The sequence below is a fragment of the Aliiroseovarius sp. PrR006 genome (genome assembly GCF_010500215.1).
Taxonomy (GTDB): Bacteria; Pseudomonadota; Alphaproteobacteria; order Rhodobacterales; family Rhodobacteraceae; genus Aliiroseovarius.
Map to the genome: position 1 here is coordinate 327,699 of NZ_JAAGOY010000007.1, position 26,148 is coordinate 353,846.

Consider the following 26,148-nt stretch of genomic DNA (forward strand, 5'->3'; position numbering starts at 1 on the left):
TTTTGGACCGGGCGGGGGAAGTGCTTATGTCTCGTCTTCGTAGGCATCCATCGGCGGACAGGTACAGATCAGGTTGCGGTCGCCATACGCGTTATCCACGCGGTTCACGACAGGCCAGTACTTGTCCACACCAAGGTTGCCCGGAGGGAAGCAAGCCTGTTCGCGGGTGTAGGGACGATCCCAATCGCCCACCAGGTCACGCACCGTGTGAGGGGCGTGTTTCAGCGGGTTGTTTTCGGGGTCGATCTTGCCGTCGATGATGTCCTGCGCCTCGGCCCGGATGGAGAGCATGGCGTCGCAGAAGCGATCCAGCTCGGCCTTGGGTTCGGATTCCGTCGGCTCAACCATCAGGGTGCCAGCAACCGGCCACGACATGGTCGGCGCGTGGAAGCCGCTGTCGACCAGACGCTTGGCCACGTCATCCACGGTCACGTTGCCCTCGTCCGCCAGCGGGCGGGTGTCGAGGATACATTCGTGCGCCACACGGCCAGTCTTCGAGGTGTACAGAATGTTGTACCCATCTTTCAGACGCGCCGCGATGTAGTTGGCGTTCAGGATGGCGACCTTGGTGGCTTGGGTCAGACCCGCACCGCCCATCAGAAGGACGTAAGCCCAGCTGACCGGCAGGATCGAGGGCGAACCAAACGGAGCCGCCGAAACCGGACCAACGGCAGTGCCGTATTCCGGGTGACCCGGCAGGTGCTCGGTCAGATGTGCTTTCACACCGATCGGACCCATGCCGGGGCCGCCACCGCCATGCGGAATGCAGAAGGTTTTGTGCAGGTTCAGGTGGCTAACGTCGCCGCCCACATCGCCCGGACGGGCAAGGCCGACCATGGCGTTCATGTTGGCGCCGTCGATATAGACCTGACCGCCGTGATCATGGGTGATCTGGCAGACTTCCTGCACGGTTTCTTCGAACACACCGTGGGTCGAGGGATAGGTGATCATGCAGGCCGCAAGATCGTCCGAGTGTTGGATCGCCTTCGAACGGAAATCTTCCAGATCGATGTTGCCATCGTCATCCGATTTCACCGGCACAACCTTATAGCCCACCATCTGCGCGGACGCCGGGTTGGTACCGTGCGCCGAAGTCGGGATCAGACAGATGTTACGATGTGCTTCGCCCCGTGCCGCGTGATAGTTGCGGATGGTCAGAAGACCCGCATATTCACCCTGCGCACCCGAGTTCGGCTGCTGCGAGATCGCATCATAGCCAGTGATCTGACACAGCTTGTCGTTCAGGTCGGCGATCATCTCGTGATAGCCCTGCGCCTGATCAACCGGCACGAACGGGTGCAGGTTGCCGAATTCCGGCCACGTGACCGGGATCATTTCGATCGTGGCGTTCAGCTTCATGGTGCACGAGCCCAGCGGGATCATCGCACGATCAAGCGCCAGATCGCGGTCAGCCAGACGACGCATATAGCGGGTGATCTCGGCCTCGGCGCGGTTCAGGTGGAAGATCGGGTGGGTCAGGTATGCGCTTTCACGCAGCGCATAATCCGGCAGGCGGTACGCCACGTTCGCGCTGTCATCCTTGCGGTCGATGCCAAAGGCACCCCAGACGGCTTCGATGGTTTCCGCGCGGGTCTGTTCGTCAAGGCTGATGCCAACCTTGGTTTCCCCGACTTTGCGCAGGTTCACCCCACGTGCAACGGCAGCTTCCATGACGGTTTTCTGCAGCGGGCCAACCTCGACGGTGATGGTGTCGAAAAACACCTCTGGCTCGACTTGGAAGCCATGCTCTTCCAGACCAGCGGCCAGACGCGAGGTTTTGCGGTGTACCGACTGGGCGATCGCTTTAATGCCATCGGGGCCGTGGTACACGGCGTACATCGAGGCGATGACGGCCAGCAGAGCCTGCGCGGTACAGACGTTCGAGTTCGCCTTCTCGCGACGGATGTGCTGTTCGCGGGTTTGCAGGGCCAGACGGTAAGCTTTGTTGCCACGCGCATCAATCGAGACACCGATGATACGGCCGGGCATGGCACGCTTCAGCTTGTCGGTCGTCGCCATGTAAGCAGCGTGCGGGCCACCATAGCCCATCGGCACGCCGAAACGCTGGGTCGAGCCCACGGCGATGTCGGCACCCATTTCGCCCGGCGACTTCAGCAGCGCCAGCGCCAGAATGTCGGCAGCAACGACGGCAATCGCTTTGTGCTCGTGCAGAGCTTCGATTTCTTTGGTGAAATCACGCACGTGACCTTCAGTGCCCGGATACTGGAAGATCGCGCCAAACACGGCGCCAGCGTCCAGCGCGTCGGGATCAGCAACCTGTACGTCGATGCCCAGAGGCTCGGCGCGGGTTTTGATCACGGCGATGGTCTGCGGGTGACAGTTCTTGTCCACGAAGAACGCGGCGTTGTTGGCTTTCGAGCGCGAGCCGCGATGCGCCATGGTCATGGCTTCGGCAGCGGCGGTGGCTTCGTCCAGCAGCGAGGCGTTAGCGACTTCCAGACCGGTCATGTCCGATACCATGGTCTGATAGTTCAGAAGGGCTTCCAGACGGCCTTGCGAAATCTCGGGCTGATAGGGCGTGTAGGCCGTGTACCAAGCCGGGTTTTCCAGAATGTTGCGCAGGATGGGCGCAGGCGTCGTGGTGCCGTAATACCCCTGCCCGATCAGCGAGGTCAGAACCTTGTTCTTCGAGGCCACCTGTTTCATGTGGAAAAGCGCGTCACGCTCGGACATGGCAGGGCCCCAGTCCAGCGCCTCTTCCTGACGGATTGCGGGCGGAACCGTTGCGTCGATCAGTTCATCAAGCGTCTTGAAGCCGATCACTTTCAGCATGTCGGCCATCTCGCGCGGGGATGGGCCGATATGGCGGCGGTTGGCGAAGTCATAGGCTTCGTAGTCGGTCAGTTTGAAGGCCATGCTTGGATCCTCGTGATGGGGGGATATGACCCGCCGGTCGCCCGGCGGGCAGTCTGTTCTTAGCCGATCAGGGCTTTGTAGCCGTCCAGATCCATCAGATCTTCCAGCTGCGAGGCGTCTGCCAGCTTGACCTTATAGATCCAAGCGTCGCCTTCCGGGCTTTCGTTCAGGGCACCGGGGGTGTCTTCCAGCGCGCCGTTGGCCTCAACCACTTCACCGTCAACCGGTGCGTAGATTTCCGAGGCAGCCTTGACGCTTTCGATCACGCCGATCTCGTCGCCTTTTTCGAACTCGTCGCCCGCTTCGCGCTGCTCAACGAAGACGATTTCGCCCAGCTGGTCGGCTGCGTGTTGGGTGATGCCGATGGTGGCGATATCGCCCTCGACCAGCACCCATTCGTGTTCTTCAGAATAGTAAATAGCCATGGTGTGATGCTCCGAATTTAGCGTTTGTAGTTTTGCTGCACGAAGGGCAGCGATACGATTTCGGCAGGCTGGGCCTTGCCGCGAATGATAAGGTTCACTTTCTCGCCAACCTCGCCGTGGCCCTTGGCCACATAGCCCATAGCAACGGGGCCACCGACGGTCGGACCAAAGCTGCCCGAGGTGATCTCGCCGATGGTGTTGCCTTCAGCGCATTGGATTTCCACGTGCTGACGGGCGGGGGCGCGGCCTTCGGGCTTGATGCCCACCAGCTTTTTCGCGGCACCTTCGGCCAGTTCACGCTGGATGCGCTCGGCACCCGGGAAACCGCCTTCTTCCTTGCGGCGCTTCTGGATCGCCCAGTTCAGACTCGCCTCGATCGGCGAGGTCGACTGGTCGATGTCGTTGCCATAGAGGCAGAGGCCAGCTTCCAAGCGCAGGCTGTCGCGGGCGCCAAGGCCAGCGGGTTCGCAATCGTCATGGGCCAGGAAGGCACGGGCGACGGCTTCGGCATCCGCTTCCGGGATCGAGATTTCGTAGCCATCTTCGCCGGTGTAGCCCAGGCGCGAGATGCGGCATTCGACACCGTTGATGTCAGCGACAGTGGTTTCCATGAAGGTCAGATCACGGGCGGCAGGGCAAAGCTCGCCTACGACGTCCTCGGCCTTGGGACCTTGGACGGCAACCAGCGCACGATCAAAGATCTCGGTCACTTCGACGCCGTCCAGATTGGCGGCCATGTGCGGGATGTCCTGATGACGCATCGAAGCGTTCACCACGACAAAGAAATGATCACCGGCGTTCGAAACGATCAGGTCATCCATTATGCCGCCGTCTTCGTTGGTGAAGAAGCCATAGCGTGCCTTGCCTGCTTTCAGCGTGGCATAGGCCTGCGGGCAGATCACTTCCAGCTTCTCGCCGATATTGTCGCCTTTCAGGATCACCTGACCCATGTGGCTGACGTCAAAAAGCGCGGCTTTCTCGCGGCAGTGCTTGTGCTCGCCCATGATCCCCATCGGGTATTGAACGGGCATTTCCCAGCCGGCGAAATCAACCATCTTGCCGCCAAGTTCGACATGCAGGTTATAAAGCGGCGTGCGTTTAGGGGTGTCGGTCATGTCGGCCTCCTATGGCGCGATTGGTATTGTCGGGGCCGGGGGGCAGGCATCCACCCCCCGGCTTTTTCTTTATTCAGCCGGGGTCTGATCCGGCTCGGTCGCACCACCAGAGGCGAAGAATTCCTTCGTCACCTTGAAGACAACCGGGCTGAGCAGGGCCAAGGCGATCAGGTTCGGGATCGCCATCATGGCGTTCAGCGTATCGGCCAGCAGCCAGATGAAGCCCAGGTTGGCGGTCGCGCCCAGCGGCACCGCGATGCACCACAGGATGCGGAACGGTACCAGAGATTTGACCCCCAGAAAGAATTCGACGCATTTTTCACCATAATAGGACCAGCCAAGGATGGTGGTAAAGGCGAAGACCGACAGCGAGATCGCGATCAGATACCCGCCGAAGCCCGGCAGGGTCGTCTCGAATGCCAGCGAGGTCAGAGCCGCACCGGATTCACCCGAGGTCCAAGCACCCGAAGCGATGATCGCCAGGCCGGTGATCGAGCAGACGATGATCGTGTCGATAAAGGTTCCCAGCATGGCAATCAGGCCTTGGTTCACCGGACCGGCAGTTTCGGCTGCGGCGTGGGCGATGGGCGCAGAGCCCAGACCAGCTTCGTTCGAGAACACGCCACGTGCCACACCGAAGCGGATCGCGGCCCAGACGGCGGCGCCCGCAAAACCACCTTCGGCGGCCGAGGGGGTGAAGGCGTGGGTGAAGACCAGCGACAGAGCGTTGCCCAGCTCACCAGCGTTCAGAAGCAGAACCAGAAGGCCGATCAGGATGTAGGACACAGCCATCAGCGGCACCAGTTTTTCAGCCACGGCACCGATGCGGGTAATACCACCCAGCACAACGCCACCGGTCAGGATCATCAGGACAACGCCCGTGCCGATTTCCGGAATGCCGAAATTGGTGTTCAGCACGTCGGCCACACCATTCGCCTGCACCGTGTTGCCGATGCCGAAGGCGGCGATGGCACCAAAGCCTGCAAACGCCGGAGCCAGCCAGTACCAGCCTTTGCCCAACCCGTTCTTGATGTAATACATCGGACCACCGACGTAGTTGCCCAGCTCGTCCTGCTCGCGGTATTTCACCGCGCAGACGGCCTCGGCGTATTTGGTGGCCATACCCACAAGCGCGGTCATCCACATCCAGAACAGCGCGCCGGGGCCACCCAGGAACACGGCGGTCGCAACGCCGGCGATGTTACCGGTGCCGATCGTGGCCGACAGCGAGGTCATGAGCGCCTGAAACGGCGTAATCTGCCCGTCACCATGGGCGGTGCGACCGCTCCACAGCAGTGAAAACCCTTTACCGATCTTCAGGATCGGCATCAGCTTCAAGCCGACCTGAAGGAACAGGCCGACCCCCAGGATCAGGACCAACATCAGTGGCCCCCAGACGATCCCGTTGATCCAGCCTACAAAATTTGACAACGCTTCCATGGTTTTCCTCCCCTTAGCGTCTTCAGTCAGGCCCGTGCTGCAAGCGCCGCTTCGCGTGCTTGATTGAGGGCCACGAAATCTTCGTCAGCATGGAACGACGACCGCGTCAGCGGCGTGGCCGAGACCCCAAGGAACCCCTTGGCGCGGGCGGCTTGCTCCAGGCTTTCGAACTCTTCCGGTGTCCAGAACCGGTCGATCTTGTGATGTTTTGCAGTGGGCTGCAGATACTGCCCGACGGTCAGGAAATCGACACTGGCGGCGCGCAGGTCATCCATGACCTGTTTCACCTCGGCCATCGTCTCGCCCAGACCGACCATCAGGCCGGACTTGGTGAAAATACCGGGGTTGGCGCGCTTGGCGTCGTCCAGAAGGCGCAGCGACTGGTAGTAGCGCGCGCCGGGGCGCACGGTCGGATACAGCCGCGGCACAGTTTCCAGATTGTGATTGAAGACGTCGGGTGCAGCCTCGAATACTTCGTCTGCCGCGTCGCCCTTGCCCAGAAAATCCGGGGTCAGAACTTCGACCGTTGTGCCGGGGTTCTGATGACGCACGGCGCGGATCGTCTGGGCGATATGCCCTGCCCCGCCATCAGCCAGATCGTCCCGGTCGACCGAGGTGATCACCACGTGACGCAGCCCCAGCTTCTTCACCGCTGCCGCCACGCGGCCCGGTTCAAACGCGTCCAGCGCATCCGGGCGACCGGTCGACACGTTGCAGAAGCTACACCCACGGGTACAGATCTCGCCCATGATCATCATGGTCGCGTGACGCTTGGACCAGCATTCACCTACATTGGGGCACGCGGCCTCTTCACAAACCGTGACCAGATCATGGTCCCGCATCAGGCGACGTGTCTCGTAATACTCGGCGCTTTCGATCTTCTTTTTGCGAATCCAGCTGGGTTTGCGCGGGATCGCGCTGTCGGGCTTGTGGGCCTTTTCCGGGTGACGCAGGCGAGGGATCTGGTTCATCGCCGCCCCCTTACGCGTGAATGGCGCGGCCAAGCGCGTCCAGACAGGCTTCTTTCACGGCTTCAGCCATCGAGGGGTGCGCGTGGCAGCTGGCCGCCACGTCCGTGAGCGTCGCCGCCTTCGCCATCGCCAAGACCAGTTCAGCAATCAGATCGCCGCCATGGGCACCGCAAATATGCGCCCCCAGCAGCACGCCGTCAGGCGAGGCCAAAACCTTGACCGCACCGTCGGTTTCCCCGGTCGAGCGCGCGCGCGAGTTCGCCATGAAGGTAAACTTGCCGCTGATATAGTCGGTGCCCGCGTCTTTCAGCGCTTCTTCGGTTGCCCCGACCGAGGCGACCTCGGGATCGGTGTAAACCACGCCCGGAACCTTGTCGTAGTCCACATGGCCCTGAAGACCGGCCAGACCTTCAACACAGGCCACGCCGTCCTCTTCCGCTTTATGCGCCAGCATCGGGCCGGGCACACAGTCGCCAATGGCATAGATGCCGGGGGCCGAGCTTTGGAAGCTGCCATCCACCGGGATAAAACCGCGTTCGTTGACCTCAACGCCCAGCGCCTCAAGCCCCAGTCCACGGGTGACGGGGCGGCGACCAATGGCCACCAGAACCTTGTCGGCCTCGATCGTGTCCACAGTGTCTTTGCCGACACGCTCGACGGTCAGGGACAGACCGCCCTCGCCCGCCTCAACGGCTTTCACGGCACGGCCCAGCTGAAACTTCAGCCCGCGCTTGGACAGGGCGCGCTGCGCCAGCTTGGCGATCTCGCCATCAATGCCCGGCAGGATGCGGTCGAGATATTCCACCACGGTCACTTTGGCGCCCAGTCGCGCCCAGACCTGACCCAATTCCAGACCGATGACACCGGCCCCAATCACCACCAGATGTTCAGGCACCGCATCCAGCGCCAGCGCGCCGGTCGAGCTGAGCACATCTGCCTCGTCAATCTCGACACCCGGCAGCGGGGTCGGTTCGGAGCCGGTTGCGATCAGGATGTTCTTGGTCTCGTGAACGATGTCGCCCACCTTGACCTGACCTGCGGCGGGAATGGTCGCCCAACCCTCGATCAGCTCAACCCCGTTCTTCTTGAACAGGAACGCGATGCCTTTGGTCAGATCACCGACGACCTTATCTTTACGCGCCATCATGGCACCCAAATCCAGAGAAGCGCCTTCAACCGCGATCCCGTGTGCGGCCAGGTGCGACAGTTCGGCATATTTTCCCGAGGAGGTCAGAAGCGCCTTCGACGGAATGCAGCCCACGTTCAAGCATGTTCCGCCCAGCGAACCACGCCCTTCAACACATGCAACCTTCAGGCCCAGCTGTGCGGCACGAATGGCAGCGACATAGCCACCGGGGCCTGCTCCGATCACGATCAGGTCAAACATGTGTTCCTCCGCTTCCCGTTCACATTCATTAATGCGCATTTTGTGGAATAGTTTCCTATTCGGGATTTCTTGTTTCTCTTAGGAAACTTTTGGGGAAATTGCAACATTTGTGTGCAGTAGGATACTTTGACAGCTTCACGAGCAATTACTAAGCTGTGAGGGAATAAAGGAAAATTGACGGGAGGTGAGCTTGGAGACCGATCCGAATACTGCATCGCAAGCGGGAAACGAACCTGCGGACGCGCCGGACGGCGAGGCCATGGGCCTTATGATTCGAGAGGCCCGGAAGGCAAAAGGTCTGACGCTGGAAGACACAGCACGGGCCGCCGGGATCGGCCGTTCGACCCTGTCTAAGATCGAAAACAACCAGACCCGGCCAAGCTTCGACATCATCCGTCGTCTGATGCAGACGCTGGAGCTTGAGACCCCACAGCTGTTCCTGCAATCCGCGAAAACGGACATCTCGGGCCGCCGCGACTATACCCGCGCAGGCCAAGGCGAGATCAAGAAGACCCCGACCTACACCCATGAACTTCTGTGTAATGAGCTGACCTCGAAAAGCATGGTGCCTTACATTTCGACCGTCACCGCACGCGAAGTCTCGGAATATGACGACTGGGTACGCCACAATGGTGAAGAGTTCATGTTCGTCCTGTCAGGTGAATTGACTTTGGTGACAGAGCATTACCGCCCACTGCATCTGGGCCCCGGCGATTCCGTCTATTACGACGCGCGGATGGGGCATGGGTTGATTTCGACCAGCGATGAAGATGCGAAGGTGCTGTGGGTGTCGCTGGGACTGTAGCACAACTCCTCATGCGATGCAGATTGTTACCACTTGTGCTCTGGCAACGATTGTGGCTCATATGTCAGGTGCAACGCCTCAAAGGCGCCATAATTTATTCTTACCTACCGACAAGTTTCGCGATTCATTTGCGAAAAACTTAGAACTTGGTTCATGAATTTGGCCTGCTATAGATTGCCGAGACATGTCTCGGAACAATGGACAGGTCAGCTGGAGATTTCGAATGGCACAAAGTCAAATTTATGAAGGCCGCGAAAATAAATTTACTGCGGGCAACAATGTTCTGAATCTAGACACCGGCGTCGACTACACTTTCTATTTCATCTCTGACGGCGATCTGGATGGCACAGAAGATGCCTCGGGTGATCTTATTCTGGACGCAAATGGTGGCCTCTCTGATCCCGATACCATGGTTGTCATTGATGGTGTTGCATACGAATTTATTTTGGAGGGCGCAGGAGAACTTCCGGTCGACGGCAAGGTCCCGACTTCCGTTCAGGGCACGACTGTTGTGAAGATCGAGGTCGTAGGGTTCCCGACACCGCTTAAGCTTGTCTTTTCTCCCGACGGTTCCATTTCTGCGGCGACTTGGGCTCAATTCGGAAACGGGAACATCTCGCTTGATGCTCTTGATACCGATCCGACTCCTGTTTGCTTTTGCAATGGGACATTGATCAGAACCAGTTCTGGATTCGTTGCTGTCGAAAGTTTGGCGAACGGGGACCGCGTCGCGCTCGAATCTGGGAAGACCGCAACAATTAAATGGATCGGGTCGCGTACATTCTCGTTGGTAGACTTAATGTTGACCCCTAGCGCACGCCCGGTGTGCATCCCGGCTGGTGCGCTTGGCAACGGCACACCCACCACTGACCTTTGGGTCTCGCCTCAGCACCGTGTTCTGATCCAGGGCTACCTAGCCGAAACACTGTTTGGCGTACCTGAAGTACTGGTCGCCGCGAAGCATCTGGACTTTGGCGATCTTGCCAAGGGCAAGAAACGCCCAGCCGAAGTCGAGTATTTCCACATCCTGCTGGACAAGCATGACGTACTGATCGCCAATGGCGCCCCAGCGGAAAGCCTGTTCCTTGGGAACCAAGCGCAGACCATGCTATCGGATGACGCTCTGGCCGAGATCGAAGCAAAGTTCCCGCGGGAAGACCACGCCGAAATGTGGAATGACGAAACCGCAGCGACTGTGTTGAAGGCATATGAGGGCGCAGTGCTTTCCGAGGCGTTGCGTAAGGGTTTCCAACACACACACCGAATTTCTGCAAGTTCCCAGCATGTGCCTCTGGCGAGCTGAATTTTCGTAAAACTCCTGCAAAAGCGCAGACTTTCAACAGTGAGAAACGGTGCGGCCAAGATTCGGTCGCCCCCCGCGTTGCAAAGCGCCACGAGGCTGCACTTATCGCATCGGCCTGATCCGAAAATAGTTTGAAGCCCGCGCCTCGGTTGCGGGCTTCATGCATTGCAGCACCGCCAGTACGTGGGCGATGTCGCCCCAAGCTTTTCCAAAACCCGGATACAAAGCACAAAGCTTTGATCGCGTGCCTATTGGCGTCTGTCGCGGTGACCTGCCCGTTTCCCATCATCACCCCTTGCATCTGCTAAACACATTCATTAACTGGAATGTATGATCCTGATCAAGTTCACGTCAGGGCAATCCGTCTAGTGTCATAACACGCTCTGACACTGGACGTGTTGACCCCGTCAGCAACGGACATGGTTTGGGCCACCTACCGCAAAGGAGATTGCGATGCGTAAAATTGTTTTGCCCCTATTGGTCGCCTTGTTCCCATTTGTGACCATGGCCGAAGGGCCCTTCGTCGCAAAGAATGTTGACGTCACAGAATGGAAAGCCGTCTTTGGCCGAATCGAAGCACGTGACCGTGTACAAGCGCGGTCGCGCCTTGGGGGGACGATCATTTCGATTAACGTCTCTGAGGGGTCCACGGTCGAGAAAGGCCAGCAAATCGCCAGCATCACGGACGAAAAACTGACCCTGCAGCTAAACGCGATTGATGCGACGCTGACGTCTTTGGCATCTCAGCTAGACACGGCAACGGCCGATCTCCAGCGCGGTGAAGACTTGCTGAAACGCGGGGTCGCCACGGCTCAGCAGCTAGATCAGCTGCGCACGCGGGTGGATGTGATCACCGGACAGATTGGGACCGCGCAGGCCGAACGCAGTGTTCTTGAACAGCGCGAAGCGGAAGGGGCTGTGTTGGCGCCGATCGGCGGCTCTGTGCTTCAGGTCCCTCTGACCGAAGGTTCTGTCGTCATGCCCGGTGAAAGCATCGCCGAGATCGGTGGTGGTGGTTTCTTTCTGCGCCTTGCCGTGCCTGAACGTCACGCCGCCTACCTTGAAGAGGGCGCGGAAATCCGCGTTGGCGGCGACGAGGGCGAGACCACCGGCGTTCTGGCCAAGCTCTACCCTCAGATCGAAAACGGCCGCGTGATTGTCGATGTGGAATTCGCAGGAATGGAGACTGACTTCGTAGATGCGCGCGTTCTGGTGCGTCTGCCGGTTGGCAAATCGACCGTTTTGCTGGTGCCCGCTGGCTCGGTCTCGACCCGCATGGGGTTGGATTTCGTTACCGTCCTGTCGACGGATGGCGCTGAAACGCACCGTACCGTTGTCACTGGCAGCGCGCGCCAGATGGATGGCGCCGACATGATTGAAATCCTGTCGGGTTTGACCGCAGGCGAGCAGGTGGTACCCAGCCATGAGTGATCAACCACACACGACCCCACTGGGCATTGCAGGCGGATTGACCAAAGCGTTCATCCGCTCGGCTCTAACCCCCTTGATGATTTTGGCGGCCCTTGCCGTCGGCCTTGTGGCGCTGATCAGCTTGCCTCGGGAAGAAGAGCCGCAAATCTCGGTCCCGATGGTGGATATCCATATCCAGGCACCGGGTCTGAAGGCAGAAGACGCCGCCAAGCTGGTGACCGAGCCGATGGAAAGCATCGTGCAGGGCATCAACGGTGTCGAACATGTCTATTCGCAGACCAGTGACGACTATGCGCTCGTGATGGCGCGTTTTTTGGTCGGCACCTCGGCAGATACCGCGATCTTGCGGGTGCATGACAAGGTGCGCGCGAATATGGACCGCATCCCGGTCGGGATCAACGAGCCCCTGATCGTCGGACGCGGAATCGACGACGTGGCCATTGTATCTCTGACGCTGACACCCAAGCCAGCAGCGGACCTGACCACCGCGAACGATCTGACGCGGATTGCCCGCAAACTGCAGGTCGAGGTTGCCAAGATCCAAGACGTGGGCCTGACCTATCTGGTTGGCGAAAGCCCCGAGGCGATCCGCATCGCCCCGGATCCCGAGCGTCTGGCACTGTATGGCGTGACCTTGCAGCAGCTGGTCGGCAAGGTCCAAGGCGCAAACCGCGCGTTCAACACCGGGTATATCCGCGACGGCGGGCAGCAGGTGATGCTGGCGACGGGCCAGACGCTGCAGGCGTCTTCCGATGTGGCAAACCTGCTTCTGACCACGCGCGACAACCGCCCGGTTTACGTCCGTGACGTGGCCAATGTCAGCTTCGTGCCGGATACATCGGACAAGATCGTTGCCAATGTCACGCGCGGTGAAGACGGAGAGATCATCCGCACCCCTGCCGTCACGCTGGCCGTTGCCAAACGCGCGGGCGCCAACGCCGTGGTCGTGGCCGAGGAAATCCTGCACCGTGTCCACATGCTGGAACACGACCTGATCCCCGACACGGTTCAGATCGACGTCACCCGCGACTATGGGGAAACGGCAGACGAGAAAGCGAACGAGCTTCTGTTCCACTTGGGGCTGGCGACGGTCTCGATCGTGGCGCTGGTGCTGTTCACCATCGGCTGGCGCGAATCCATCGTGGTTGCTGTGGTGATCCCGGTCACCATCCTGCTGACGCTTTTTGCCGCGTGGGTCATGGGCTACACGCTGAACCGGGTGTCGCTGTTCGCGCTGATCTTCTCGATCGGGATCCTTGTGGATGACGCGATCGTGGTCATCGAAAACATCGCCCGCCATTGGGGCATGCAAGACAAAGCGGACCGCGTGACCAAGGCCATTCGCGCCGTTGCCGAAGTGGGCAACCCAACCATTGTCGCGACCCTGACCGTTGTGGCCGCGCTATTGCCGATGCTGTTCGTCTCGGGCCTGATGGGACCGTACATGAGCCCAATCCCAGCCAACGCCTCGGCCGCGATGATCTTTTCGTTCTTCGTGGCGGTGATCATCACGCCGTGGCTGATGATCAAGATCGCAGGCAAGGCGCCTGCGCATGATCACGATGAGGAAGGACATCACGGTGGCGTTCTGGGGCGGATCTACGCCTCGGTCGCGCGGCCTTTGCTGAAGACCAAGGCCATCAGCCTGACCTTCCTGCTGGTCGCCGCTGTGATCTCGTTCGGGTCGCTGGCGTTGATCTACACCAAGGACGTGACGGTCAAACTGCTGCCCTTCGACAACAAGTCCGAGCTGTCAGTGGTTGTCGATCTGCCCGAAGGCTCGTCGATCGAGGCGACGGACGCCGTGGTGCAAGCCGTGGCGCGCGAAGCCCTGCAGATGCACGAAGTTGTGTCGGCGCAGACTCATGCCGGGGCATCCGCTCCCTTCAACTTCAACGGCTTGGTCCGGCACTATTACCTGCGCACACAGCCGCATCTTGGCGATGTGCAAATCCTGCTGGACCATAAGGAACATCGCGAGCGCACCAGCCACGAGATTGCGCTGGAGCTGCGTGAACGGGTGAACCAGTTGGATCTGCCCGCAGGCACCAACATCAAAACGGTCGAGCCGCCCCCCGGCCCGCCAGTCATGGCGACCCTGCTGGCCGAAGTCTATGGACCTGACGCTGAGACCCGGCGCGAGGCTGCCAGCAAGATCCGTGCCGCGTTTGACAGCATACCCTTCGTCGTCGATGTCGATGACAGCTTTGGCGAACAACCACGCCGTCTGCGCATCACGATCTCGCAGGACCAGCTGGAGTTCTTTGGCGTGCAGGAGCAGGACGTCTTCTCGACACTCGCGCTTTTGAACCACGGGCAGACTGTTGGGTATTCGCATCGGGGTGAGGGCCGTTATCCGGTTCCTATCATCGTGGAACGCGACAAGGCGGACCGGGTGCTGGACGAACGCTTCCTGTCCACGCCTATTCCCGCGAACGCCCTGCCCGGCGCCCGTGGCGTGGTCGAACTTGGCGACGTGATCGAGATCACCGAAGAAAAGGCCTCGTACCCGATCTTCCGGCACAACGGACGCACGGCCGAAATGGTCACCGCCGAAGTTGCCGGCGCGTTCGAGGCTCCGGTCTATGGCATGATCGCCGTGGCCGAGCAGTTGGACGCGATGGAGTGGGAAGACGGCACAAAGCCCGAAATCCGCATGAACGGCCAACCCGAAGATGAAAGCATCGTCACCCTGCTGTGGGACGGCGAATGGGAAGTCACTTGGGTCACCTTCCGCGACATGGGGGCTGCCTTTGCCGTGGCCCTGCTGGGGATCTACATCCTTGTGGTTATGCAGTTTGGCTCGTTCAAACTGCCGCTGGTGATCCTGACGCCCATCCCGCTGACATTCGTAGGGATCATGGGTGGGCACTGGTTGTTCAACGCACCGTTCTCGGCCCCGTCGATGATTGGCTTCATCGCGCTTGCGGGCATCATCGTGCGCAATTCGATCCTGCTGGTGGACTTCATCCGGCATGCCGATCCCGCGAAGGACAAGGTGGAAACCCTGATCGAGGCAGGCGCCATCCGCTTCAAGCCGATCCTTCTGACCGCAGTTGCGGCGATGATTGGTGCGGCGGTGATTTTGGCCGACCCGATCTTCCAAGGGCTTGCCCTATCGCTGCTCTTTGGTTTGCTCAGCTCGACCTTGCTGACGGTTCTGGTGATACCCGCGATCTACCGCGTGTTCCGGACCTAAGCTGACCGGCGCGCACTCACAAACACGACGCGGCCCCAAAATTTTGGGGCCGCGTCTGCGTTTAGCATGTCATCTGCGCGTTCGCGCCCTCCAGCCCGCAACGGCAATTGCGAGCATCACGACAAGAGCGGCGATGAACAGCCAGATACGCACATTGCTCCAATCGATAATGAACTCACCATCTGAAGCCTTATCTGTGGAGAGCCGCACGACGGCCAGTAGCTCCAGCACACAGAAGACGATCACGGCCGCATTGGCATGTCCGACCCGCTGATTATCCCCTTCCAAGGCCATATGCGCGGAAAGTGCCCCGATCCCGATCATCCACGCGCCCACCGCCCGCGCGGTCAGCGCGCTTAAGGCCCATGGCCACAAGGCTTTCGTATCCCCTGGGGCGAGGAACAAACCAATCCCCAGTGACAGCAGCACTGCGGCTTGCCCCCAAAGCGCGACCCGCATCCACCCAGCCATCGGGTTCGCACGTGGGCCATCCGCGTGTGATTGGCGCAACTGAAGTAACCACAAAGCCCCCATCACTATCGGCACCGACCCATAAACGGCCAGCCAAACCCATGTGACAAACTGGGTGAATGGGGCGAAATCTGCGCCGAGGTGGAACTTATCGATGTGAAGCAGCGTGGCGATCAGAGTCATGGTTGTGAAGATCCAGACCGCAGGCACCGCGATCCGTGCGCTGTCCCATGAGGTGTCCTGAGAGGCGCGGAACTCGATCACGCCAGCGGCCAGATACGCGCCGCCCAGAAAGGCCGCGGTCAAAGGCGGGTTCACGGTCCAAGAAAACAGAAAGGCGGTTTTGTCGGGAAACAGGAACAACGGCGCCCCAATCACGGTGACCAGCACCGCAGCCACAAGAAGCATCCAACGCATCGCGTCGGTGGTTTTTGTTCGCTCTGACATGGTCCCTCTCCCTCGACAACTTCCCAATTATATCACCCTTAGGTCAGTGTGCAGCAAAAGGCGGGGATTGTCGTATCTTACTGCTGAACTCGCGTCTTGTCAGTTACTTCGCCGCCGGGGAAATCGGCGCCCGATGACAGGTGCGAACAGCACGACGATCACAATCCTCAGGATATGGTGCGTCACGACATAGGCCAGATCCGACCCTGCAATGATTGCAATGACCACCATCTCGGCCTGACCACCGGGAAGGAAGGCCAGTAGGGCATCCAGCGACGGGGCAAGCTCTAGGCGGGTGATGACGATAAAGAACCCGAACGAGATCACGCCAAGCAGCACGGAATAGAGAACCCCGGCCACGACATTCACGCGGATTTCGCGACTAGTGATACCGACATATTTCACGCCCACGGCGATGCCGATGAAGAACTGCGCGGCTTGGATAATCTCGGCCGGAGGGCGGGCCTCGATCACGCCAGCCAAGGACAGTGCGGTAGCCACAATCATCGGCCCCAGAATAGACGCGCCAAACAGGCCGATCCGTTCGAAAAACTTCCATCCGAACAGACCCGCCGCGACCATGATTGCAATCTGCGAGGGTGATATGGACGATATTGGCTGCCCCGGTGCGACGCTGAGATCCAGTCCCCACACAAACTGCATCAGGACTGGGGCGCAACTTACCAGAACAACAACGCGGGTCGCGTGGATCAGGGACAGCGCACGCGGGTCTCCTCCGGCTTCCTCGCCAAAAATCAGCATGTCCTGAAGCCCGCCAGGCATGGCGCTGTACCATGAGGTGACGGGGTCCAGTCCAAAGACATGACGCAGCAAGGGGTAGCCCACCACGGCAATGGTTGCGATGAACAGCGGTACGAAGGCCAAGGAGCTTGCGATTTCGGGCATGCGGCCCAGCAGCTCGGGCGTGATCGAGCTGCCGACCGCGACCCCAAGAAACGTCCGCATGAAGATGCCAAACTGTCCCGCGCCTTTCAACTGCATCCCCGCAAGAGCGGCAATCAGGCAGGCGAACATCGGTCCAAGCAAAAACGGCAAAGGCAGCCCGAGGATGAAGAACCCCAGACTGCCCGCACCGGCGATAAGAAAGGTCAAAGCACGCGACATGCCGTTAGCCTTTCGACTTACGTGACATACGCATCAATCACCTTCAGCCACACCTTCTTGACGGGCCTTCGCACGGCGCGCGCGGAAGCTAGGAATAACCACCAGCAGAACCGCGATCACCAGCAGACCAAGGGTCATCGGACGATCGAAGATAAACCCGATCCCATCATAAAGCTGCATCGAACGCGAGAAGTTGTCTTCCAACATCCCACCCAGAATGAAACCGATCAGAAGCGGTGCAAGCGGGTAGTCCGCGAACTTCAAAACCGTCGCACAGATGCCCATGCCGACTAGGATCAACAGCTCGGTCGCGTTGTTCTGCCCGATATAGCTGCCCATCAACGTGAAGAAGAGGATGAACGGGATCAGGTAGTTGCGCGGGATGGCCAGAACTTTGGCAATGTAAGGGATTAGCGGCAGGTTCAGGATCAACAGCACTAGGTTGCCGATATACATCGAGATGATGACTGCCCAGAAGATCTGCGGCTCGTCGATCATCAGGCGCGGGCCCGGCGTAACGTTCAGCGCGATCAGTGCACCCAACAGGATTGCCGTTGTGCCCGAACCGGGAATGCCCAGCGTCAGAAGCGGGACGAACGATCCGGTACAGGCCGCGTTGTTCGCGGTTTCTGGCGCGGCCAGCCCCTTGATGGCGCCCTTGCCGAACTCTTCCTGCTCTTCCTTAGTCGCGATGTTGCGTTCCACCGCATAGCCAAGGAACGACGCGATGGTCGCGCCTGCCCCCGGCAACACGCCAATGAAGAAGCCTTGGATCGACTGGCGACCAATGACCGGGGCGATCTTGCGCCCCTCTTCGCGGGTGATGCGCAGGTTTTCGATCTTGCCGCTGGCACCTTGAGCAGAGCGTTTCGGATTCAGGACCAGAAACAGTGCCTCGGGCAGGGCGAACATCGCCATGGCCAGCGTGATGAAGCTGAAGCCCGATTGCAGGTCCATCAGCCCCATGGTGAAGCGCGGCATGTTGAAAAGGGCGCCTTCGCCCACCGTGGCCATGACTAGCCCCAGCAAGGTCATCAAGATCGCCTTACCCACGTTGCCGGTGCCCGCGAAGGCCGCGATGGCTGACAGGCCGACAACCATCAGCGCGAAATACTCGGCTGAATGGAACAACAGCGCGACGGTCGACAACATGGGGGCGAAGATCATCAGAAGCAGAGCACCGATGCTGCCGCCTGCGAACGAAGCAATGGCCGCAATGGTCAGCGCCTTACCGGCCTGCCCTTTTCGGGCCATTGGGTAGCCATCGAAACTTGATGCTACGGTCCCCGCTACGCCCGGCGCGTTCAGCAGGATAGACGAGGTCGAGCCGCCGAAAATGGCACCGTAATACACACCGGCCAAAAGGATGATGGCGGCAGATGGATCACCAATCGTGATCGCGACAGGGATCATGATGGCGATGATCGACATCGGGCCCAGACCCGGCAGCATGCCAATGAACGTACCGATCAAACAGCCCGCGATTACCATCAGAAGGTTTTGGATTGAGAATGCGGCGCTAAGGCCGATCAGAAGTCCTTCGATCATGTCTCAGCTCCTCAGATGAAAAACGGCCAGGGGCGCAGGAAAATGCCCAGCACCTCGTCCACCAGATACCAGACAACGAAGCTGGCAAAGGCGGCGATGGGCAGCAGGATGTGAAACTTGCGTTCACCCAAAGCGAAGGCGCCACAGGACAGGAAAGCAAAGGTCGCGAACAGGAAACCAGCCGGACGCAACAACAGAGCATAGGCTACCATCAGCCCCAGAAGCGCCAGCGCTTGACCCAGATGATAGTCCCCAAGGCGCCGGTAATCGATGTCTGGCTCTTGGTCGCTTTCAGGGGATTTTTCAAACCCCAGAAGAATGAACAGCGACGTGGCAATCGTCAGGATAGCGAGAACCTTGGGAAAGGTGCTTGGCCAGATCGGATTGCGCTGCATGAACGGCGGCAAAGACGCGTCCATTGTGAAAAACGCGGCATAGCCATAGGCCAGTGCGGCGCACAGAATGATGAATGAAACCCAGCGGTCCAGTGCCATTTTCCCCTCCCTTAGTCGCGTCGCGACCGGCCAATGGCTGGCCGATCGCAGTGTTGTGTGAGTGGTTTAGAGGAAGCCCAGCTTCTTCATCAGATCGCCGATGACCTTTTCCTGTGCTTCCAGAAAGGTTCTGAAGTCATCACCCGAGTTGTGGATGTTTACCCAGCCATTGCGGGCGCGCACGGCTTCCCATTCCGGGGTGTCATACATCTTGGTGATGGCCTCTTGGTACATGGCCAGCTTGTCGGCCGGCAGACCAGGAGCCCCGAAGAAACCGCGCCAATTGACGAAGGTGGTGTCGATGCCCTGTTCCTTCATGGTGGGCGCGTCGCCGTATGCGTCCACACGCTCGTCCGAAGTCACGCCGATGATCTTAACTTCGCCGGCCTGTGCCAAAGCGACCGCTTCCGAGAAGCCGGTCGACAGGGCTTTGATCTCGCCCGACAGCAGGGCTGCCATGGCTTTGCCGCCAGCGTCGTACGGAATGTACTTCACGTTCAGTGCGTCCTTACCAGCTGCTTCCATAACCATGGCTGCAACCAGGTGGTCCATACCACCGGGAACCGAACCACCGCCGATCGCGGTGCCGGATGCGTCAGCGTCATAAGCTGCCAGCAGGTCCGCCATCGAGTTGATCGAGCTGTCCTTGCCAACAACCAAAGCGGCATAATCGCCGATGGTGCCTGAGACCAGCGTCAGGTCACGGAAGTTATGCGGGAACACACCAGTCAGCGAGCGGATCACGATCGGGGTCGAGTTGACCATCAGCGTGCCGTGCTGGCTGTCTGCGTTTTCGATCAGATAACCGATAGCCTTACCGCCGCCGCCGCCCGACATGTTTTCGTAGGATGCGGTGCCGACCAAGCCAGCGCCGGTCAGCGCTTCGCCGGTTCCACGTGCGGTGCCATCCCAGCCGCCACCTGCGCCACCGGGGATCAGAAAGTGAATGCTGTCAGCGACCTTGTGGCCGTCTGCAAAAACCGGGGCAGCAAGGCTGAGCGATGCAGCAGCAGCGATAAAGGCGCGACGGCCCAATGTGAATTTCATGTTTATGTCCTCCCATTTGACATTGGCGACACTTGCCGCTCATGTCGGAAGAGGGTGACAATCTAAGCTGACACAAAGCTGACACGACAAAAATACGAGCAAAAAGAGAAAACCTTGCATGCGATTCTTGCTGATCGAAGATAACGAACAACTAGCCGAAGCTGTCGTGGACAGGTTGGTGCTGGATGGGCATGTCGTCGATCATGCGCCGGACATTCAGACCGGGCATGATTTCACCGCCACAACCGCTTATGATTTGATTTTGCTGGATATTATGCTTCCAGACGGCGACGGGCGAACCTTCCTGGCACAGCATCGCAAGCAAGAAGAAAGCACGCCGGTCATCGTCCTGACTGCGCGTTCAGAAGTCGCAGATCGCGTCGGTCTTTTGGATCTTGGCGCGGATGACTACATGGTCAAACCCATCGATTTTTCCGAGCTCGAAGCACGTTGCCGTGCGGTCATGCGCCGTCGTGGAGGCGCCGCGCAGAACCTTCTGACCCTCGGAAATCTCCGCTTCGATTCGCTGTCCGGTACGCTGAAACTTCCCGATCAGGACATCCAATTGCGCACCCGCGAGCTGCGTCTGTTCGAAGTTTTGGCCAACGCGCCCGGACAGGTGTTCTCGAAATCCACGCTGGTGGACCGGCTGTTTTCATATGACGAAGACGTCACCGAAAACGCGATCGAGGTCTATATTGGGCGGCTGCGACGTCACCTTGAGGCTTCGACCGTGAAGATCACGACCATCCGCGGACTTGGCTATAAGCTCGAGGTCGCATGAGCACACCCGTCGCACATGGCTCCATTCGCCGTAGGCTGATGCTGTCGTTGCTGGCAAGTGCGGCCGTTCTTGCGATTGTTGTCTATTTCGTCGTGCAATCTGTGGCCCGGCAGGTGGCGCAGGAAAGTCAGGACAATGTGCTGACGGCCTCTGCCCTGTCCATTCTGGACAGCGCGCGCCTGAGCGGCGGCGAGATCAGCATCGACCTTCCCTACTCTGCCCTATCTATGCTCGACAGTATCTCGGACGAGCGGGTGTTCTATGCTGTCCGTCTTGAAGACGAGTTTCTGAGTGGTTACGCCGATCTGCCGGAAGCGAAAGAGGACGGCACTGCAACGCCAGCGTACCTATCAGCTATATTCCTTGGTGAAGAGGTCCGCGTGGCAACGGTCAGACGACGCATGTCGACGGATACTGGTCGCAGCTTTCTGAAGGTCTCGGTCGCGCAGACCCTTTCCGGGCAGAAACGGGCGCTTGCAAGGATCTCGCGAACGTCGATGGGGATCGGGGCGGGATTCTTCCTTGTTTCGGTTTTGCTTGCGGCGCTTATCTCGCGCAGCACGATCCGCCCGCTGGATCGACTGACAAGCTCGGTTTCCCGCAGGGGGCCAAAAGATCTGCGCCCGGTGGCGGCCCCCGTCCCGTCCGAGATGGTACCGCTGGTCACCTCGCTGAATTCGTTCATGCGCCGCTTGCAGCAATCCCTGATGCGGTCCGAGGATTTCATCGCGGAAGCCGCGCACCGGGTGCGCACGCCGCTGGCAGTTGTCCGAACCAAAGCCGAGGTCGCTCAGCGAAAATCCGACGACCCGGAAACCCGCAAAGCCCTGCGGGAGATGATCCGCGCCATCGACGACAGCTCGCGCACGGCGGGGCAGCTTCTGGACCATGCGATGGTGACGTTCCGGCTGGACCACCTGGAGCGGGAAGAGATCAGCCTGCATCGCCTTGTGCAGGACACCGTCGAACGCATGCGCCCGACTTCGGAACTGAAAGACGTCACCCTTGAAGCGACCGAGGTCGAGACTGCCGTTATCAAGGGCGACCCCATTCTGGTGCAGAATGCGCTGCACAACCTGTTGGACAACGCGGTGAAATATTCGCCGTCCGGCGCGGAAATCCACGTGGCGCTGACCATCACCGATGACGGCGCAAAAATCTGCGTCAACGACACCGGGCCCGGCTTCCAAACCGATGAGTTGGACAAGCTTCCGCAACGCTTTGCACGCGGGGCGAACACGCAAGATATCGTTGGCTCTGGCCTTGGGCTGACCATCGCGAAAGAGGTGATCGAGGCCCACGGCGGCACCCTGCACATCACGAACAACCCAGGAGGCGGCGCATGCGTCAGTTTGCTCTTTCCATCGTCCTGATCTTCGCGGCCGGATGGGCTAGCGCTTTCGAGGCGGAGGAGGTCGCGCGGTTTGGCCCAGAAGACAGCACGCGCGAACTGCGGATCATCTCGACCGCCGACATCGCGTTTTTCAAGCCGATGATCTCGTCTTTCCTGGCTTCGGCCCCCGATACGTCCATCGAATACACGGTGGTCAGCTCCTCCGAGCTACAAAAGGCCATCGTTGACGAAGGCAAGGCGTTCGACGTCGCCGTGTCCAGCGCGATGGACCTGCAAACCAAACTGGCGAATGACGGCTTGGCTCAGCGCTTTACTTCTGAAGCCACTGGCGCGCTTCCCGACTGGGCTGTGTGGAACGACATGCTGTTCGCATTCACGCAGGAACCTGCGGCAATCGTTGTGTCGAAATCGGGTTTCGGCGATCTTCCCCTGCCCAACAGCAGAAACGACCTGATCAACCTGTTGCGTCAGCACCCCGATCTTTTCCGGGGCCGCGTCGGCACCTATGACGTGCGCGAGTCCGGCCTTGGCTATCTGTTCGCCACACAGGACACGCGCGCTTCGGAAATCTATTGGCGCCTGACCGAGGTCATGGGCGCACTGGATGCGCAGCTTTTCTGCTGTTCGTCCAACATGATCGACGCGGTAAAATCCGGTGATCTGCTTGTCGCCTATAACGTCCTTGGAAGTTATGCGATCAACCGCGAAGACCGGGACGAGTTCGCCATCATCCTGCCGTCAGATTTTACCACTGTCATGCTGCGCACCGCGTTGATCCCCAGCAATGCCCCGTCGTCTGAACTTGCGGCCCTGTTTTTGAACCACCTCATGACACGGTCGCATGGGCAGGACGCTCAGGTTCTGACCAACCCCGCGCTTGACCTCAGCCAGAATGAAGCTGCCTTAAACCGCATCCGGATCGGCCCGGGCCTTCTTGTCTTCTTGGACCAGCTCAAGAAACGCGCATTTCTGTCGGAATGGGAAAGCGCCATCTTGCAGAAGTAAGGATACCCACTGGCAACAGGTACACGGTTGGTATCATAGATACCAACCGCTCCCTCTGACCATGCAGAAATCGTAACTCAATCACTTCAAACTTTGCAGGCCAAACCCAAGATACTCAGGCGCTGGAGGGCACCACGTAACCGCGCACTATTTAACCAAAACTCCAGCACCGCACTAAGCAACAGCAGCGACACAAACAACGTCGCTATATGTTTGTCGGCTGAGGATGGGAGAGGGTTCAAAATAAATTTGAAATTAGTTGCACGGGTCTGCCTGGATCAGTCCCCAGCCAAACCGATTGTCCTTTCCAGGACGGCCGAGATCCCGAGACCGTTCACGCAGAACGTTCAGAAGACGCGTCTGTTGCCCACCGGATCGTGCGACTTCCTGGGCGATGATCGCAGTGGCAAAAGCCGCAGCATATGAGGTGCCCGAGGCAAAGGTTGTACCCCGCCCGCGTGGCAAAAGCAGATCGACACCAGGCGCAGAGAAGTCCACCTCGGGGCCGCCATTGGCATGTTTATACAGCCGCTCGCTAGCATCAATCGCGGTGACTGCGATGACGTTCGGATCCGATGCGGGGTATGCAACAGCATCGCGCCCCCCATTCCCCGTGGCCGCCACCATAATCAGCCCCTTGCGGGCGACGGTTTTGACAATGTCTTCCAAGCTGTCATTCTTCGCCCCGGCCAAGGACATGTTCACGATGTCGACATTGTTTTCGACCATCCAATTCAGGCCTTGCGCAATGCTTTCCAGCCGCGCAACCGAACGCCCCCCGTTGCGCGCAAACGCCACGACCGAGAAAATTTCCGCTCCGGGGCTGATACCCTGCGGCAGCTTATCCGTTCCCAATCCGCTGATCAGGGCAACGATGCCCGTGGCATGATCGACCGAACCGGTGCGGTCACGCGGAAACAGGACAGAGGTCGATTTGACGGACACGCCCCGCAATGCCGGGTTTGAGGTATCCACCGGGCCATCGATCAGCCCAACACGGACAGGGCGTTTTAGCTTGCAGCCTGTATCTGGCGCCAAACCCAAAAGCTGGTTGGCGTAAGCGGTGCGCCCCTTGGCGGCCCCATACACTGAATGTTTGTCGACGATCACGGAAATGCGCTGCCGGGCCAAACGAGACCGTAGCTCGGCAAGTGACAGGCGTCCGTTCAGATCCACCGCAGACATCCGCGCGCCCAGAGCCCCAAGAGAGGTGTTGCGCAGGATGGACACGCCTTCACGAGACATCATGGTCTGGGCCCGGGCCATTTCTTCGCTGGACCCGATCAGAAGATATTCTGGCCCGCCACTTGGTGCGGCCACTTCATGCCGGGTGGCCCGAACAAGGGGCTGACCATTGGGCGTCCTCAGAAAAAGGCCCTGCCCTAACCCGGCACCCCGACCCGAGCCTCCACCGCCGCCCGGCCCGGTCACGCTGCCTCCTCCATTCGGATCATCACAAACTCGCGCCGAAGCGACGACCTTGGTCGACCCGTTGGGTTCGACATGAACGATGTGAAACTGAACCGAGTAAGGCAATCCGGACAACGGCAGCCTGACACGAATGCGGCTGGTAGTGTGCGAAATCAACGTGGCGGGCAACAATGTGCCATTTACCCGCGTTCTCAAATTGGGTGTCGCATTCCGTAGGAAACCTGGGGTGGGCACATCAAGTATGTCGCCGGGCAGCACGCAATTGCCCTGCTGCGCCTGTGCGCTTGGAACGACACCAAAGAGTGTGATGGCAATCAGGGCAAAAGCAAGGGCAAGGCGCTTCACGGAAGATCCACAGTTTCGAAAATTTCGGTTTCTGACCGCAGCACCCCGGCCAGCAGCGCCAGATCGGTGTCCGGATCAAGCGGAGACAGCCGGTAAAGGCCGATCGCAGACGGGCCGTCGACGATCACCAGATCATGCATCTGCAAAAGAGATGACATCGAGGCCTGCGTTACATCTGGCCGAAACATCACAACAATATTTGCCGCGTCGTCGCTGGACGAGGCCAGTTCATAGACGTCTTCCGACGCGCGAAAGTTGCCGAGCACGGCAAGCAAAGCAAGCGCTGCCGCCAGACCGCTTGAAAACGACAGAATATAGCGCCGCGCTCTGGATCGCCCGTCCAGAACTTGCTGTGGATCTTCTTCGATGACACGCCGAAGCCGGGCTAGACCCAACTCTCCGGGGCTCTGCATCTCGGGCTGCTCTTTCACCGTTGCGCGGATGAGGGCAAGCATCTCGGCTTCCTGCCGAAGGGTCGGGTCTTGCTCCATTGCGGCCTCGACCATGCCCCGCTCTTCTGGCGACAGGGTTCCGTTGACCCAAAAGGGCAACAGCTCGAGGATATGCTGACGGTCTACTTGCTCACTCATAACGCCACCTTTGCATTCATTCTGCCCTGTAGGCAGTGCAACAACAACTTTTTGGCATGGAAAATACGGGTCTTGATGGTCCCTTCAGGAACTGCGGTAATCTCGGCGATTTCACGATAGCCCATGTCCTCGTAGAACGCCAATTCGATGGCGTCACGATGGTCGGGTTTCAAACCGTCCAAGCAGATCCGCAAATGCGCCGCATCTTCCGCAGCCGCGATATGTGCCACCGCGCTTGGCGCGTCATCCACCTGTTCGGGAAGATCATCAGATATGGTCAGACGTGCATTCTTGCGAAACACATCAATCACCTTTCGGTACGCAATCGAAAACATCCACGTCTTAACAGCAGATCGCCCTTCAAAAGCGGCCGCCCCTTTCCATACATCTAAAAACACGTCTTGTAGTATGTCGGCCGAGAGGAACGGATCGTTCAATTTAATGTTGATAAATCTGTAAAGGGGTTGCTCCATATGGCGATAAAGCGCTTCAATGGCGTTCTTTTCCCCCGCCCCGATCCGGTGGATCAAAGATTTCAGATCTGCCTCTTTCAT

At 59.3% G+C, this 26,148-nt stretch carries 21 protein-coding genes; 7 read left to right on the plus strand and 14 right to left on the minus strand.

Annotated features, from left to right (window positions below; all coding sequences use genetic code 11):
* Positions 1-24: 24 nt before the first annotated feature.
* The 6 genes from gcvP to lpdA all read right to left on the minus strand — a co-directional run bounded on the left by gcvP (position 25) and on the right by lpdA (position 8,215).
* A complete protein-coding gene (gene gcvP, locus G0Q00_RS10135) occupies positions 25-2,877 on the minus strand; it encodes an aminomethyl-transferring glycine dehydrogenase (protein ID WP_163038954.1) in 2,853 nt (950 codons plus the stop codon).
* 59 nt (positions 2,878-2,936) lie between these two features.
* The gene (gene gcvH / locus G0Q00_RS10140) at positions 2,937-3,302 is read right to left on the minus strand and encodes a glycine cleavage system protein GcvH (protein WP_163038956.1); all 366 of its coding nucleotides are present in this window, start codon (positions 3,300-3,302) and stop codon (positions 2,937-2,939) included.
* A gap of 17 nt (positions 3,303-3,319) precedes the next feature.
* Positions 3,320-4,417 carry a glycine cleavage system aminomethyltransferase GcvT gene (gene gcvT / locus G0Q00_RS10145; RefSeq protein WP_163038958.1) on the minus strand — a complete coding sequence of 366 codons (1,098 nt, stop codon included), beginning with the start codon at positions 4,415-4,417 and terminating at the stop codon, positions 3,320-3,322.
* 69 nt (positions 4,418-4,486) lie between these two features.
* The gene (locus G0Q00_RS10150) at positions 4,487-5,857 is read right to left on the minus strand and encodes a sodium:alanine symporter family protein (protein WP_163038960.1); all 1,371 of its coding nucleotides are present in this window, start codon (positions 5,855-5,857) and stop codon (positions 4,487-4,489) included.
* Positions 5,858-5,883: 26 nt separating this feature from the next.
* Positions 5,884-6,828 carry a lipoyl synthase gene (gene lipA / locus G0Q00_RS10155; protein WP_163038962.1) on the minus strand — a complete coding sequence of 315 codons (945 nt, stop codon included), beginning with the start codon at positions 6,826-6,828 and terminating at the stop codon, positions 5,884-5,886.
* A gap of 10 nt (positions 6,829-6,838) precedes the next feature.
* Positions 6,839-8,215, minus strand: coding sequence for a dihydrolipoyl dehydrogenase (gene lpdA / locus G0Q00_RS10160; RefSeq protein WP_163038964.1), 1,377 nt, complete (start codon positions 8,213-8,215; stop codon positions 6,839-6,841).
* 268 nt (positions 8,216-8,483) lie between these two features.
* Between lpdA and G0Q00_RS10165 the strand changes: the two genes are divergently transcribed.
* The 4 genes from G0Q00_RS10165 (at position 8,484) to G0Q00_RS10180 (ending at position 14,953) form a co-directional block, all read left to right on the plus strand.
* A complete protein-coding gene (locus G0Q00_RS10165; RefSeq protein ID WP_163040354.1) occupies positions 8,484-9,020 on the plus strand; it encodes a helix-turn-helix domain-containing protein in 537 nt (178 codons plus the stop codon).
* A 223-nt stretch (positions 9,021-9,243) separates the two neighbouring features.
* Positions 9,244-10,323 carry a Hint domain-containing protein gene (locus G0Q00_RS10170; protein ID WP_163038966.1) on the plus strand — a complete coding sequence of 360 codons (1,080 nt, stop codon included), beginning with the start codon at positions 9,244-9,246 and terminating at the stop codon, positions 10,321-10,323.
* Between the two features lie 453 nt (positions 10,324-10,776).
* Positions 10,777-11,754: an efflux RND transporter periplasmic adaptor subunit gene (locus G0Q00_RS10175; RefSeq protein ID WP_163038968.1), complete on the plus strand. Its 978-nt coding sequence runs from the start codon at positions 10,777-10,779 to the stop codon at positions 11,752-11,754.
* Positions 11,747-14,953: an efflux RND transporter permease subunit gene (locus G0Q00_RS10180; protein ID WP_163038970.1), complete on the plus strand. Its 3,207-nt coding sequence runs from the start codon at positions 11,747-11,749 to the stop codon at positions 14,951-14,953. The genes G0Q00_RS10175 and G0Q00_RS10180 overlap by 8 nt, the downstream gene beginning before the upstream one ends.
* Positions 14,954-15,022: 69 nt before the next feature.
* Here G0Q00_RS10180 and G0Q00_RS10185 read toward each other — a convergent pair whose 3' ends face one another.
* The 5 genes from G0Q00_RS10185 to G0Q00_RS10205 all read right to left on the minus strand — a co-directional run bounded on the left by G0Q00_RS10185 (position 15,023) and on the right by G0Q00_RS10205 (position 20,085).
* Complete coding sequence (locus tag G0Q00_RS10185) at positions 15,023-15,871, minus strand: hypothetical protein (protein WP_163038972.1); 849 nt, start codon at positions 15,869-15,871, stop codon at positions 15,023-15,025.
* A gap of 99 nt (positions 15,872-15,970) precedes the next feature.
* The gene (locus G0Q00_RS10190) at positions 15,971-16,996 is read right to left on the minus strand and encodes an AbrB family transcriptional regulator (protein WP_163038974.1); all 1,026 of its coding nucleotides are present in this window, start codon (positions 16,994-16,996) and stop codon (positions 15,971-15,973) included.
* Positions 16,997-17,029: 33 nt separating this feature from the next.
* Positions 17,030-18,544 (minus strand): tripartite tricarboxylate transporter permease, encoded by a 1,515-nt coding sequence (locus G0Q00_RS10195; RefSeq protein WP_163038976.1) that lies wholly within the window; start codon positions 18,542-18,544, stop codon positions 17,030-17,032.
* 11 nt (positions 18,545-18,555) lie between these two features.
* On the minus strand, positions 18,556-19,038 hold the full coding sequence (locus tag G0Q00_RS10200) for a tripartite tricarboxylate transporter TctB family protein (RefSeq protein WP_163038978.1): 483 nt from the start codon (positions 19,036-19,038) through the stop codon (positions 18,556-18,558).
* A 66-nt stretch (positions 19,039-19,104) separates the two neighbouring features.
* Positions 19,105-20,085 (minus strand): tripartite tricarboxylate transporter substrate binding protein, encoded by a 981-nt coding sequence (locus G0Q00_RS10205; protein ID WP_163038980.1) that lies wholly within the window; start codon positions 20,083-20,085, stop codon positions 19,105-19,107.
* Between the two features lie 118 nt (positions 20,086-20,203).
* Here G0Q00_RS10205 and G0Q00_RS10210 point away from each other — a divergent pair, with 118 nt between their 5' ends.
* The 3 genes from G0Q00_RS10210 to G0Q00_RS10220 are packed head-to-tail and all read left to right on the plus strand — an operon-like array spanning position 20,204 to position 23,228.
* Positions 20,204-20,869, plus strand: a complete 666-nt coding sequence (locus G0Q00_RS10210) for a response regulator transcription factor (protein WP_163038982.1) — start codon at positions 20,204-20,206, stop codon at positions 20,867-20,869.
* A complete protein-coding gene (locus tag G0Q00_RS10215; RefSeq protein ID WP_163038984.1) occupies positions 20,866-22,242 on the plus strand; it encodes a sensor histidine kinase in 1,377 nt (458 codons plus the stop codon). Before G0Q00_RS10210 ends, G0Q00_RS10215 begins: the two co-directional genes overlap by 4 nt.
* Positions 22,212-23,228, plus strand: a complete 1,017-nt coding sequence (locus G0Q00_RS10220) for an ABC transporter substrate-binding protein (protein WP_163038986.1) — start codon at positions 22,212-22,214, stop codon at positions 23,226-23,228. The genes G0Q00_RS10215 and G0Q00_RS10220 overlap by 31 nt, the downstream gene beginning before the upstream one ends.
* Before the next feature lie 255 nt (positions 23,229-23,483).
* Here G0Q00_RS10220 and G0Q00_RS15995 read toward each other — a convergent pair whose 3' ends face one another.
* From G0Q00_RS15995 to G0Q00_RS10235, 3 genes are read right to left on the minus strand one after another with little or no spacing between them, the layout of a single operon-like run.
* Positions 23,484-25,004, minus strand: coding sequence for a S8 family serine peptidase (locus G0Q00_RS15995; protein ID WP_163038988.1), 1,521 nt, complete (start codon positions 25,002-25,004; stop codon positions 23,484-23,486).
* Positions 25,001-25,594: an anti-sigma factor gene (locus G0Q00_RS10230; RefSeq protein ID WP_163038990.1), complete on the minus strand. Its 594-nt coding sequence runs from the start codon at positions 25,592-25,594 to the stop codon at positions 25,001-25,003. Before G0Q00_RS10230 ends, G0Q00_RS15995 begins: the two co-directional genes overlap by 4 nt.
* A complete protein-coding gene (locus G0Q00_RS10235) occupies positions 25,591-26,148 on the minus strand; it encodes an RNA polymerase sigma factor (RefSeq protein WP_163038992.1) in 558 nt (185 codons plus the stop codon). The genes G0Q00_RS10230 and G0Q00_RS10235 overlap by 4 nt, the downstream gene beginning before the upstream one ends.